The organism is Xenorhabdus budapestensis, from assembly GCF_002632465.1.
Lineage (GTDB): Bacteria > Pseudomonadota > Gammaproteobacteria > Enterobacterales > Enterobacteriaceae > Xenorhabdus > Xenorhabdus budapestensis.
The window spans coordinates 80205-93123 of the sequence record NZ_NIBS01000003.1; the positions used below are offsets into that span (position 1 = coordinate 80205).

Sequence of the window (12919 nt, forward strand, 5' to 3'; positions counted from 1 at the left end):
ATCTGATTGAAAGTCAACCAAGGTAAGGGAGAATTAAGGTGGAACTTCGTACCGGAATAATTGCGGTACGAAGTTCTGATGGTCTTTCCAAAAGAATATGGCTTTTTCAATATCTGCTTGTTGCTTACGAAATCGTCCTTCTGTGCTTATCCACTGTTTCCAGCAAGTGATTTACGCGCTCATCCTTGAAAATAGCTTCCAATGTAACGGCTAATTTACGTCGCCAATTCGGGTATTCCCTGGTTGTGCCGGGAACATTGACAGGGTGTTCCATGTCCAACCAATCTTCGGGTTGTAAACCTAATAAGGCACTGGTACTGCTGGCGAGATAATAGTGTATGTCATGATTAATGGAGACTGATATCTGTGATGATGATGCCTCTTGCTGCAATTGAATTGGCGTATTTGTTATGAACGATGATTCAGAGAGATAGCCAGAGCGGTGTAAACCTGCCAATAGCTTTTGCTTACAATGTTCGCGTTCATCATATAACTCAGCAAGTAGCGCATTATCTGGATATAGGCCGATTGATTCCCCCAGTTTCAGATCGCCACTTTGCCAAAACCCGCGTAATGTTGGCAAATCATGGGTGGTGATAGTTGCCATCGCTTGTGTGGTATATTCATCAGGTGACTTAAATTCCCCTTTTTCGTCGCGCTCGAAATAAAATACCTTGTAAGAATAGACACCACGGTCGCGTAATTTCCCGACAATCTCTTCTGGTACAATCCCTAAATCTTCACCTATCACCATGCAGCAATGGCGTTGACTTTCCAGTGCCAGTATTGCCAGCAGATCATCAACGGGATAGTGAACATAAACCCCTTGGGCTGCGCTTTCGCCTTGTGGGATCCACCAAAGCCTGAGCAGTGCCATCACATGATCAATTCGTAATGCACCGCAGTGACGCATATTGCTACGTAGTAATTCAATAAAAGGCCGATAGTGTTGGGCCTGTAACACGTGGGGATTCATCGGTGGAAGTCCCCAGTTCTGCCCTAGTGGTCCCAGAATATCCGGCGGTGCGCCAATGGATACTTCGGTGCAATAGAGCTCTCGGTTCTCCCAGGTTTCTGAACCGCCTTGTGCCACACCAACGGCCAGATCACGGTAAATACCAATTGGCATAGAACTGTTTTGACTTTCACTGAAACAGTCAGCTAACTGACTGTCAGCTATCCATTGTAGCCAAAGAAAAAATTCTATTTCCTGAGAGTGGGTATGACAAAATTCCTGAACGGTATCACTATCAGGTTCACGATATTTTTCTGGCCAGACGGGCCAACCCCAATAAGCATGGTTTTCACTGTACAGTTTACAGAGCAGAGCATCATAGACAGCCTGTGAATACAGGCTCTTACCACTTTGAGTAATAAATTGTCGGAAAGCGATGTACAGGGGATCTGCATCAGTTCGGGTATTGAATTGCTGATAAGCCAAACGTAACGCCGTTATTTTTAATGTCATTACGGTGGAATAATCGACCCATTCTGTTTGGCGGGCATGTTGAAGTTTGTGCTGAGTTTCCGGTGACTTCCACCATGTTTGAGCTTCGGTACTGGATTTAAAGTCTTCTACCTGATTTACATCAATATAAATGACATTAAGCCAATGGCGGGATGAGGGACTATAAGGGCTGGCGTTTTCAGGCATGGCTGGATACATTGCATGTAGCGGATTCAGGCCGATAAAAGCCCCTCCGCGTTGTGCCAGTTTTCTCAGCATCTGTTTTAAATCGCCAAAATCACCGATTCCCCAGTTATTTTCTGAACGCAGGGTATAGAGTTGAACACAGGCTCCCCAAAGTTTATGGCCCTTCTTCAGGGGTTTTGGTTCATAACAGCGTTCTGGTGTGACGATGATTTGCATCGTGTGATGTTGTGCATCATCTTTTTGCCTTGATATGGGGGTTAAAATAAGAGTGTGGTAACCCAGGGGCAAAGAGGTCGGCGATGTAAGTTGATACTGGCAATTTCCATGCAAATCTTCTCCTTGTTCTGTCTGTATCTGCCATTGATATTGTGTTGAGCTATTCAAAGTCAAAGTAAATGCTTTGCCCTGCATCAATATTTTAACTGTGGGTAAAGGCAAAGCAGTTAAGTCAGAAACCGGTCTTTCGACCGGTATATTTGTTCCCATAGCTTGTAAAATTCGATGCCTTATTTGAGCAGGAATAGCCTGTGGTTTCCCGTAAGCATTAATATATTCAGTGGCAATACCAGCCTCTGTTGCCAAATCATCAAGGCATTTATTTTCCATGACGGATCCTTATCTCGCCTGCCAGATACGTTGTTGATAATCTTGAATAGTTCGGTCAGAGCTGAATTTCCCCATACGAGCAGTATTAAGGATCGTGCTCTGTGTCCAACATTGGGTATTACGGTATAGATCATCGATCCGTTGCTGAGCAGCGCAGTAATCAGCAAAATCTGCCAGTACCAAATAAGGGTCACCGCCATCAATCAGGCTATGCAGCATTAAAGCAAATGCTTGTGTATCTCCATGACTGAATTCACCGTTGGCAAGAGAATTGAGTATGTCTTGTAGATGACTGTTTTGTTGGAGGATGCTTTGTGGGTTGTAGCCATTTTTCAGTAATGCTTTTGCTTCCTCTACTGTATGCCCGAAGATAAAAATATTATCGTTGCCAACTTGTTCGGCTATTTCGACATTCGCACCATCCAGTGTGCCGATAGTCAGCGCTCCATTTAAGGCGAGTTTCATATTACCTGTGCCAGAGGCCTCTTTTCCTGCTGTAGAGATCTGTTCTGATACATCGGCGGCAGGGATCATTAATTCAGCTTTAGAAACATTGTAATCGGGAATAAAGGCAATTTTTATGCGATCACGCACGATCGGATCATGGTTGATCTTTTCGGCTGCGTGGTTGATAGCTGAGATAATATTTTTTGCCAGATAGTAACCGGGGGCGGCTTTAGCACCGAACAGGAAAACACGTGGGTGAATATCCAACGCCGGGTTTTCCTGAATTTGTCGATAAAGTGAGAGGATATGTAGCAGATTCAAATGCTGGCGTTTGTATTCATGCAGTCGTTTGATTTGTACATCAAAGATGGCATGAGGATCGAGTTTAAGCCCCATCACTTTATTAACGTAGTTGGACAGGCGGATTTTATTGTCCTGTTTTACGCCCCAATAAGCTTCACGGAAAGCCGCATCATTGGCATAGGGTTCGAGTTTTTTTAACGCGGTAATATCATTGATCCATTCATGGCCTAATGTCTGATCAATCAATGAGGAGAGTGCTGGATTGCATTGTTTTAGCCAACGGCGTGGTGTAACACCATTGGTTACGTTATGGAATTTTTCTGGCCACAATTGATGATATTCAGGGAATAGATCTGTCACAATCAAAGATGAATGCAGTGCTGCAACTCCATTGACTGCAAAACAGGCCACAACACAGAGATTAGCCATTCTCACCTGATGGTCATGGATAACAGCCAGTTTTTCCCATACTTGTTGATTGCCAGGCCAGTTTTGTTCCACTGTTTTACGGAAGCGACGGTTTATTTCTTGGATAATACGGTGGTGGCGCGGCAGTAATTCGCTGATCAGGTGTTCATCCCAACGTTCTAAACCTTCTGGTAATAGGGTGTGGTTGGTATAAGCGAAGGTCTGACCGGTAATGGCCCATGCAGTATCCCAATCCAATTGGTGCTCATCAATCAGAAGGCGCATCATCTCAGGAATGGCAATGGTTGGGTGAGTATCATTGAGCTGGATAACTTCGTACTGCGGTAACTCTTGTATTTTGCGGCCAGCTTGCTGATGACGACGTAGAATGTCAGCCACAGCACAGGCACACTGGAAATACTGCTGCATCAGGCGAAGACGTTTTCCGGCCTGATGATTATCATTCGGATAGAGGACCTTGGTCAGGCTGGTGGCTTGAATGCCTTGTTGCTCAGCATGCAGGAACTGCCCATCATTAAACAGTGATAAATCAAAGGGGTTATCGTGAGTTGCCAGCCATAGACGCAGGGGTTGTATAACACCATTATCATAACCAATCACAGATAGATCCCATGCTTCTCCTGTCAGCCTAAAATTAGGTCGCCAGGTTTCACGACCGTCTGCTGTTGTGACAATTTCACCGCCGAAACCGATATTAACTTTCAGCTGTATATTGCGGTAAAACCACGGATAGGTATTGCGTTCCCAATCATCAGGGGCTTCAATTTGTAGCCCCTGTTCGAAAGATTGCCGGAACAGACCATACTGGTAATTGAGTCCGTAGCCGATTGCCGGTTGATTAAGGGTTGACATTGAATCAAGAAAACAAGCTGCCAGACGCCCTAATCCACCATTACCCAAGGCAGGGTCAACTTCTTCTTCCAGCACGTCACTTAATACCACGCCATATTCGGCTAAATAAGTCTGAACGTCATCATACCAGCCAAGGTTAAGCAAATTGTTAGCAGTCAAACGGCCGATCAGGAATTCCATTGAAATGTAGTTTACGTGCCGTTGATTGCCTTTTGGACTATCGGTGGGGTTTGGATTATCAGTTTGATGGTTATTGTCTTGGCGATAAGTAGGCAGTAATTCCAGAAGAGTGGCACTGATAGCTTGCCACCACTGATGTGTTGTCATTTCCTGTGCTGAATCAAGGCCAAAGCGCTGCCACTGACGGGTAAGTGCAGCCTGGAATACGGTTTTATCGAGTTTGGGCTGTTTCATGGAGTCTTCATCCTGAGGAAAATATAGAGATTATTTAGCCTGATATGCTGAAGGCTCAGTAGGCAAGACACATCATCCTGTAAGGATATTCACAGGGATGAGTATTGGGGCGTAGCTATTTTTTCGAATGCTTTCGCAATTTTATCGGGAACAAGAAACGTTTCAGGTAAAGAATGTGACAAGGTGCAACTTAACACAATGAAATCAATCAACCTAATTGCAAAAGGCGGGCGTTTCTCTAAATTTGGTTGTTCATTAGCAAATGTTACTGATTTTGATTGCTTAATAACATCGAAACAAGGTTTCAGGTATCAGTTTTACTCATTACTTGTGAGGGGAGGAAATAATGCTTATCCCGTCGAAACTCAGTCGCCCTCTTCGCCTCAATAATATGGTTATGCGTGAGCGCCTGTTAAAACAGCTCAATGAAGCACAGAATTATCGACTGGTGCTGATAACCAGTCCGGCAGGGTATGGTAAAACCACATTAATGTCACAATGGGCTGCCGGACAGGATAATCTGGGGTGGTATTCTCTGGATGATAGTGATAATCAGCCGGAACGTTTTGCCAGCTATCTGATTGCTGCTGTCCAACAGGCGACACAGGGGCATTGTGTTAAAAGTGAAGTATTAGCGCAAAAACATCAATATGCCAATTTATCTGCACTGTTTGCACAATTGTTTATTGAACTGAATGAATGGAAGCAGCCACTGTTTCTGGTGATCGATGATTATCATTTGATAGTGAATAAGCTTATCCATGAAGCTATGCGTTTCTTTCTACGCCATCAGCCGGAAAACCTGACGTTGATTATCCTTTCCCGTCACTTACCGTCATTGGGAGTTGCTAATTTACGTGTGCGCGAGCAATTGTTGGAATTCGATAGTCAGCAGTTAGCTTTTAGCTATCAGGAAGCTCAGCAATTTTTTGATAAACGGCTGGCCAGACCATTAGAGGCTGAGCATTGCAGACAGTTATGTCATGACGTGGGAGGGTGGGCGACGGCGTTGCAGCTAATTGCTCTTTCTGCCCGTCAGGCAGGTAATACAGCAGAAATGTCGGCAAAACGTCTTTCAGGAATTAATGCCTGCCATTTGTCAGATTATCTTGTGGACGAAGTTTTAAACCGTGTTGATCAGGAAACACGAGAGTTTTTGTTGCGTAGTTCTATCCTGCGTTCGATGAATGATGGATTGATTGTTTGTCTGACAAGGATGGAAAATGGTCAGCAACGTCTTGAAGATATTGAACGTCAGGGGTTGTTTATCCAGCGCATGGATGATTCTGGCGAATGGTTTTGTTTTCATCCTTTGTTTGCTTCATTCCTTCGCCAACGTTGCCAGTGGGAAATGGCGGCGGATTTACCGGAATTGCATCGTGCGGCGGCAGAAGGCTGGTTGATGCAGGGGTATCCGGGAGAAGCGGTTCATCATGCTTTGGCGACAGCAGATACGAAGTTGTTATGTGATATTTTGCTGCAACATGCATGGGAGTTGTTTAACCACAGCCAGTTATCACTGCTGGAAGAGTGCATGAATGCTTTGCCACATGAGCAGCTACTGGAAAATCCGCGTTTGGTGCTGTTACAGGCATGGCTGGCGCAGAGTCAGTATCGGTATTATGAGGTCAATGCGTTATTGAATCAGGCAGAGCAATCTTTGGAGCAAAAAGAGATGAAGGTTGAGGCTGAATTACTGGGAGAGTTTGACGCATTGCGTGCTCAGGTCGCGATTAATGACGGCCGACCGGATGATGCCGATTTATTGGCTGAAAAAGCGTTGGCAAGTCTGCTGCCTGATAATGAATATGGCCGTATTGTCGCGATGTCAGTGAAAGGGGAGGTACTGCACTGTAAAGGGGAGTTGTCTCCTGCATTAACGTTGATGAAGCAGACAGAACAGCTCGCCCGCCGCTGCCATGTTTACCACTATGCTTTATGGGCATTATTGCAGCAAAGTGAAATTTTACTGGCCCAGGGATATTTACAGACCGCCTATGAAACTCAAAATCACGCTTTTGACTTGATCCGTGAGCAGCATTTGGAACAGTTACCCATGCACGAGTTTCTGCTGCGTATTCGTTCACAGCTTTTGTGGTGTTGGGCGCGTATTGATGAATCGGAGGAATCGGCACGTCGTGGTTTAGATGTGTTGTCTAACTTTCAACCTCAGCAGCAATTACAGTGTCTGACTCAACTGGCGAAATGCTCTTTGATTCGTGGAGATATTGATAATGCTCGTCGTCATTTATCCCGGTGTGAGAATCTACTCAATAATGGGCATTATCATCGTGACTGGCGAACGAATACTGATAAATTGCGAGTCATTATCTGGCAACATCTGGAGGATAATATTTCAGCGGCACAATGGTTGGTTCAGGCAGAAAAACCTGAAAGTTTCAGTAACCATTTCAACCAGAACCAGTGGCGTAATATTGCCCGTGCTCAGATCTTGCTTGGTCAGTATGAAGAAGCAGAAACCATTTTGGAAACGCTGAATGAATACGCTTTAAAGCTGGAACTGGTAAGCGATCTGAATCGCAATTTGTTGTTATGCAACTTACTTTACTGGCAGCTTGAGCGTAAGGCTGAAGCGCAACAAGTGCTGATGGAAGCCTTGCATTTGGCTAATCGCACGGGGTTTATCAGTCATTTTGTGCTTGAAGGTGAATTAATGGCTCAGCAATTGCGCCAGCTCATTCAACTCAATATTTTGCCTGAATTTGAGCAACATCGGGCGCAGCGTATCCTGCGGGAAATCAATCGCCAGAATCGGCATAAATTTGCCCACTTTGATGAAACCTTTGTTGAGCAGCTTCTTACTCATCCTGATGTTCCTGAACTTATTCGCAATAGTCCATTAACTCAACGTGAATGGCAGGTATTGGGGTTAATTTATTCTGGTTACAGTAATGAGCAGATTGCTGTTGAACTGGAAGTGGCAGCGACGACAATTAAAACTCATATCCGCAATCTGTATCAGAAAATGGGTATTTCCCATCGTCAGGAAGCTATTCAGCAAGCACAGTATTTAATGCAAATGATGGGATTAGGAGTCTGATAATTTTTTCCAGATGTGACCTTACTGATAAGAACATAAATATGAAGAAATAAAAATACAACTTAAAAATATAAAATAATTTTTAAAACTATTTAATATTTTTTATGGTAGTTCTGTGATAGACATCACATTTGAAAGAGGTCTAATCTTATTCTCCATAGTTGGCGGGTTTTTTGTTAAATATAACTAATGATGGAGAGTGATTATGGAAAATAACTATCACCTTAAAGAAGATCACCTTAAAGAGAATCACCTTGAAGAAATGCTTTCTCGTTATGTCGGTCATGGCCCGTATTTGGTCATTGATGGTGAAAAATATATTGATACAGCATCAGGAACGTTTAATTTGCCGCTTGGTTACACCAATCACAGGATCGCCGAAAAATTAAAGCAGCAGATTGATAGGTGCACGCATTTGAGTTCTGCCTATACACGAGAAATGTCGCAGTATATTTTGAGTAAGTTGGTTAAACATACCCCTAAAGGTATAGACAGTATTTGGTTACGGGATGTTTCTGGCTCTGGTGCTGTGGAGTGTGCCATTCGTATTGCTCAAAAAGCGACAGGACGTTCTGGTATTGTTTCTTTCTTTCTTGCCCATCACGGTCAGTCTCTTGCTACGGCGCAGGTTTCTGGTAATGCGTTCCGGCTTAAAAATTTTCATATCAATATCGAAGGCTCCATAAAAATTCCAGCGCCAAGTAGTGTCATGGCTGAACCCCCAGATGAAGCAACACAGTATATCGATCTGGAGCAGTTCATTCAGTTGGGCTCAAGCGACAATATCGCATGTCTGATTATTGAACCGATTCAGGGGAATGGCGGAAATATTGTTTTCCCTGTGGAGTTCTATCGCAAGATCCGGGAAATTTGCCACCAGCATGGCATCATCATTATTGCAGATGAAGTTCAGACAGGGTTTGGGCGTACTGGTACTTTCTTCGCTTCTACAGGTTATGCCAAAGAACTAGAGCCAGATATTATCGTTTTTGCCAAAGGTGCCGGCGGCATTGGCATCCCAATCGGCGGTGTGCTGATGCGTAGTTCATTGGATGTATTGGAATCATTCGAGCATTCAAGCACCTCCGGCGCGAATCCGTTGTCTTTGGTCGCGCTTAACGAAATCATCGATATTATTGAAGATGAACATATCTTAGAAAATGTACGTCAGAACGAAACCTTCCTGCGTAACGGGTTGCTGGATTTACAACATAAATATCCTGAAATCACTGGAGTCAGGGGCATTGGTTATATGTTTGGTTTTGATACGCCAAGCCCAGAGTTTGCAGCAAGGGCGATTGCGGTTGCCAACTACCATAAACTTATCCTGCGTGGTTCCCGGTATGGTAAGGGGCGAGCACTCAAGATACGTCCTCCTTTGATTTGTACACAAGTACACTTGAACGAAATCCTCCATAAATTGGATCTGACTTTTGCGGAGCTGACGGTTTCTGCCCAGGGACACAGGGAGGTTGCATAATGAAAGCGCTTAAATTTAATCAAGTATGGGATATTCAAGTCCAGGACGTTGAGCCGTTGCACTGTATTGAACCGGATGATGTGGTGGTGAATATCGCTGTATGTGGGATATGCGGAACTGATGTAGGTATTATCACTGGTTCTTACCCTGTTGCAGTACCCGGAACGACATTGGGTCATGAAACGACAGGCGTTGTAGCACAGGTGGGTAGTGGGGTGACGCGTTTTCAAGTTGGTGATCGTGTAGTTATTAACCCGACATACTCTTGCGAGTGTTGCAGAATGTGTCAGACAGGCAACCCAAATCATTGTGAGAAGAAAATGGGTACAGAAGCGGGTGTTTCCTATGATGGCGCATTTGCTGAGCAGTATCTGGCAAAAGAGGGTTCACTGATTAAATTGGAGCCTCATGTCAGTATGGAAGCAGCTTCATTGACAGAGCCATTAAGTTGTACATTGACTGGCGTGGATAAATTGGGGATTACTCATACCAATATTCGTGCAGTAGTGGCAGGTGCAGGGCCAATGGGGATGCTGTACCTTTGGGCGTTGCATGAGCGAGGCGTTAAGGCGTTCATGATTGAGAAAAACCCGAACCGTATACAATTTGCCTGCCAGAATTTACCTGCGGAATGCAGACTATATACTGATTTTGATGAAGCACTGACACAGGAATACGGTGATAAATCCGCATTGATAGACCTGTGTGTAGATACTACCGGGCAACTGACAGAGTATATTTTCGGTCATTTGGCACCGGGAGGTAAGTTGTTGAATGTTGCCTTAAAAGATAAGCATGCCAATCTCGATATCTTAAAAATTGCGGATAAAAGCCTTTCTGTGATTGGTTCTATTGATTCCCTGAACAACAGTTTTGAACGGGCTTACACCATGATCCGTGATGGTGTGATCCCGGCAGATCGTCTGATTAGTCATGTTTTTGATTTTGATGATTATCAGCAGGCATTTCTGACAGTTGGTTGTGATGTTGCAGGCAAGGCTCAAATACCGCTTAGCACGCCAAACTGTAAAGTGTTAATTCGTGTGGCTGATTTGAAGTAATCGATAAGTATTGGAATAGTGATGATGGATAAATTCAATGTCATTTTTGATATCGATGGGGTCATTGTTGATAGTGAACAGTTACATTTTGATGTGCTATGTGAATTGGCACCTGAACAGACACGCGATATTCAGCCGCAACAATTGATCGGCCTGAGTCTGGCAGAAACACTGAATGCGATTGGTATTCCATCACAAGTACAGCAAAGTATTACCAATAGGATTATCTCGGTTTATCAAGATAAATTATCTACACATTACCTGCGACCAGGCATTGCTGGCTTGCTAACAGCCTTACAGCAAAATGGAGTTGTTTTTGGCTTTGTTTCGACCGCTCCACGTGAAGTGTGTTTGGCCAATCTTGGGTTGTTGGGTCTGGCGGAAGAACCAGCGTTGATTTCTGGTGATGATGTTGAACAAACTAAGCCTTTTCCCGATCCCTATCTGGCTATGCTTAAATTGAAAAGAATGGATGCCCGGCAGACTTTGGTCATTGAGGATACTGATTTGGGAATTATGGCAGCAAAACAAGCGGGTATTCCACAGATATATGCCTGGCCTCATGCCTTGTCAGTAATGGAACAGTACAAGCAGGCAACGTGTGTTATTAAGAGGCTGGCAGATATTCCTCAATTTGCAGGGTTAATCTCAATATAATCCAAAAAGATTTTCAGCCAGTATGATTTGGGTTTTATATCCCATGCTCATGCCTTTCTCAAAAAATAGAGAAGGGCATTGTTTGAATAAGGGTGATTTTTTATCAGGCTTGTGTATGTAAAACAACGTTGCATAAGCAGAAATTGATGGAGGGAGCGGATGTCTGGGGAGTATGCGATTTCTTTGGTTAAACAGCCTATTATGGCGACAAAAAACTCTTTTTTTATCGCAGGTTTCAGTATGGCGAGTTGGGCTCCTCTGATCCCATTAGTCAAAGAGCGACTGTTTTTGGACGATGGTGCAATGGGGTTGCTGATGCTGGCATTTGGTATTGGTTCTTTCATTATGATGCCAGTCGCAGGAATGTTGTCCGCACGATTTGGTTGTCGGAAAGTTTTTACTTTCTTCACGTTACTGGCAATTTTGATGTTGCCGGGATTGAGTATCCTGCCTACTCCCGCAGTTCTGGCTTGTGCACTATTTCTATTTGGGGCAGGGATTGGGGCGATGGATGTCTCGGCCAATATCCACGCAGTTAATATTGAAAAAAGAGTACAGAGTCCTGTGATGTCAGGTTTTCATGCCCTGTTCAGTTTAGGGGGAATAGCTGGGGCTGGTTCGGTGAGTTTGTTGTTGTTTATGGGAATATCCCCATTTTTAGTAATGGTCGCTGTGACATTATTGATTATCCTGTTGCTGTTTCCGGTATGGAATGGATTGCTGGATGATGCAGAAGACGGAGATACCCCGTTTTTTGCTTTGCCGCGTGGTATTGTGATCCTGATAGGTTTTCTCTGCTTTGTTGTTTATCTGATGGAAGGTTCCATGCTGGATTGGAGTGGGATCTTATTAAGCAGTGTTCATAGCATAGATAGCCATCAGGCGGGACTGGGTTATACCCTGTTTGCCATTACCATGACATGCGGTCGATTTTTCGGAGACAGGCTGATCGCCGCCTGTGGGTATCGGCAGGTTTTTTTGGCAAGCGCTATGTTGGCGACATCAGGGTTTATCTTGATTTATCTGGCATCCGGTGTAATTGCATTAGCGTTGGCATTCCTGATGATCGGCGCTGGTTTGTCCAATCTGGCTCCGATGTTTTTTACCGCATCGGGACGGCAAAAAGTGATGCCTGACTCTCTGGCTGTTTCTGCTGTCTCTACGATGGGATATTCAGGTATTCTGCTTGGGCCTGCGATTATTGGTGGTTTAGCCCATCAGATAACATTGCATAGTGCATTTGGCTGTATCGCTTTGTTATCTCTTTCATTATTGGCGGGATATTGGTTAATTGCACCCGACCGAAAATAACAGAGGAAATATTGATGAATTTGTTGCACTGCCATTGGCTTAATGAACCCGTTTTGTGGAAGCATCAAGATGATGAATTGCATGTGGTAACTGATAATCAAACAGATTTTTGGCGTGATACATGGTATGGCTTCCAACGTCATAGTGGACATGTTTTTGGTGGTTATGTAGAGGCTGCTTTTGTCGAAGAAGGGTTCACTTTTCAGCTCTGTATTGAAGGGCGTTTTGAGCAGTTATACGATCAGGCCGGTATTATGTTGCTAGTGGATGAGCACCACTGGTTGAAAGCGGGTATTGAGCATTCTGATGGGCAGTCAACCATTGGCAGTGTACTGACAGCTCCTTGCTCTGATTGGGCAATGGGAGTTTTTCCGGGTGACCCTGATAAATTCTGGCTGCGTCTGACTTATCAGGAAGGGGCTATCCGGTTGCAATATTCCACCGATGGTAAGCGCTGGCCACTGCTGCGATTATCTCCTTTTAATATCAGTAATCATATTGATCAACGGGTATTTGTTGGGGCTATGTGTTGTTCACCAGAACGTGAAGGATTACAGGTGAAATTCTCTGAATTCAAACTGACGTCATCATTGAACAAAGCTCTGCATGATTTGAGTTAGTGTTTTTGAATGAATGCAAATCAT

8 protein-coding genes are annotated in these 12919 nt (G+C 44.2%); 6 read left to right on the forward strand and 2 right to left on the reverse strand.

Annotated features, from left to right (window positions below):
* Nucleotides 1–124: 124 nt before the first annotated feature.
* Nucleotides 125–2260, reverse strand: coding sequence for a 4-alpha-glucanotransferase (gene malQ, locus Xbud_RS04685; RefSeq protein ID WP_099134976.1), 2136 nt, complete (start codon nucleotides 2258–2260; stop codon nucleotides 125–127).
* Between the two features lie 9 nt (nucleotides 2261–2269).
* Nucleotides 2270–4705 (reverse strand): maltodextrin phosphorylase, encoded by a 2436-nt coding sequence (gene malP / locus Xbud_RS04690; RefSeq protein ID WP_099134977.1) that lies wholly within the window; start codon nucleotides 4703–4705, stop codon nucleotides 2270–2272.
* Nucleotides 4706–5051: 346 nt separating this feature from the next.
* Between malP and malT the strand changes: the two genes are divergently transcribed.
* The 6 genes from malT (at nucleotide 5052) to Xbud_RS04725 (ending at nucleotide 12895) form a co-directional block, all read left to right on the forward strand.
* The gene (gene malT, locus Xbud_RS04700) at nucleotides 5052–7766 is read left to right on the forward strand and encodes an HTH-type transcriptional regulator MalT (RefSeq protein ID WP_099134979.1); all 2715 of its coding nucleotides are present in this window, start codon (nucleotides 5052–5054) and stop codon (nucleotides 7764–7766) included.
* A gap of 205 nt (nucleotides 7767–7971) precedes the next feature.
* Nucleotides 7972–9246: a class-III pyridoxal-phosphate-dependent aminotransferase gene (locus Xbud_RS04705; RefSeq protein WP_099134980.1), complete on the forward strand. Its 1275-nt coding sequence runs from the start codon at nucleotides 7972–7974 to the stop codon at nucleotides 9244–9246.
* Nucleotides 9246–10307 (forward strand): zinc-dependent alcohol dehydrogenase, encoded by a 1062-nt coding sequence (locus tag Xbud_RS04710; protein ID WP_099134981.1) that lies wholly within the window; start codon nucleotides 9246–9248, stop codon nucleotides 10305–10307. Before Xbud_RS04705 ends, Xbud_RS04710 begins: the two co-directional genes overlap by 1 nt.
* 24 nt (nucleotides 10308–10331) lie before the next feature.
* Nucleotides 10332–10964, forward strand: a complete 633-nt coding sequence (locus tag Xbud_RS04715) for an HAD family hydrolase (RefSeq protein ID WP_099135139.1) — start codon at nucleotides 10332–10334, stop codon at nucleotides 10962–10964.
* A 159-nt stretch (nucleotides 10965–11123) separates the two neighbouring features.
* Nucleotides 11124–12275 carry an MFS transporter gene (locus Xbud_RS04720; protein WP_099134982.1) on the forward strand — a complete coding sequence of 384 codons (1152 nt, stop codon included), beginning with the start codon at nucleotides 11124–11126 and terminating at the stop codon, nucleotides 12273–12275.
* Between the two features lie 14 nt (nucleotides 12276–12289).
* The gene (locus Xbud_RS04725) at nucleotides 12290–12895 is read left to right on the forward strand and encodes a DUF1349 domain-containing protein (protein WP_099134983.1); all 606 of its coding nucleotides are present in this window, start codon (nucleotides 12290–12292) and stop codon (nucleotides 12893–12895) included.
* The last annotated feature ends 24 nt before the right edge of the window (nucleotides 12896–12919 follow it).

What these genes read in the sequence shown, in the direction of transcription:
- malQ (WP_099134976.1), bottom strand. Translation starts at nt 2,260, where the DNA reads ATGGAAAATAAATGCCTTGATGATTTGGCAACAGAGGCTGGTATTGCC.
- malP (WP_099134977.1), bottom strand. Translation starts at nt 4,705, where the DNA reads ATGAAACAGCCCAAACTCGATAAAACCGTATTCCAGGCTGCACTTACC.
- malT (WP_099134979.1), top strand. Translation starts at nt 5,052, where the DNA reads ATGCTTATCCCGTCGAAACTCAGTCGCCCTCTTCGCCTCAATAATATG.
- Xbud_RS04705 (WP_099134980.1), top strand. Translation starts at nt 7,972, where the DNA reads ATGGAAAATAACTATCACCTTAAAGAAGATCACCTTAAAGAGAATCAC.
- Xbud_RS04710 (WP_099134981.1), top strand. Translation starts at nt 9,246, where the DNA reads ATGAAAGCGCTTAAATTTAATCAAGTATGGGATATTCAAGTCCAGGAC.
- Xbud_RS04715 (WP_099135139.1), top strand. Translation starts at nt 10,332, where the DNA reads ATGGATAAATTCAATGTCATTTTTGATATCGATGGGGTCATTGTTGAT.
- Xbud_RS04720 (WP_099134982.1), top strand. Translation starts at nt 11,124, where the DNA reads ATGTCTGGGGAGTATGCGATTTCTTTGGTTAAACAGCCTATTATGGCG.
- Xbud_RS04725 (WP_099134983.1), top strand. Translation starts at nt 12,290, where the DNA reads ATGAATTTGTTGCACTGCCATTGGCTTAATGAACCCGTTTTGTGGAAG.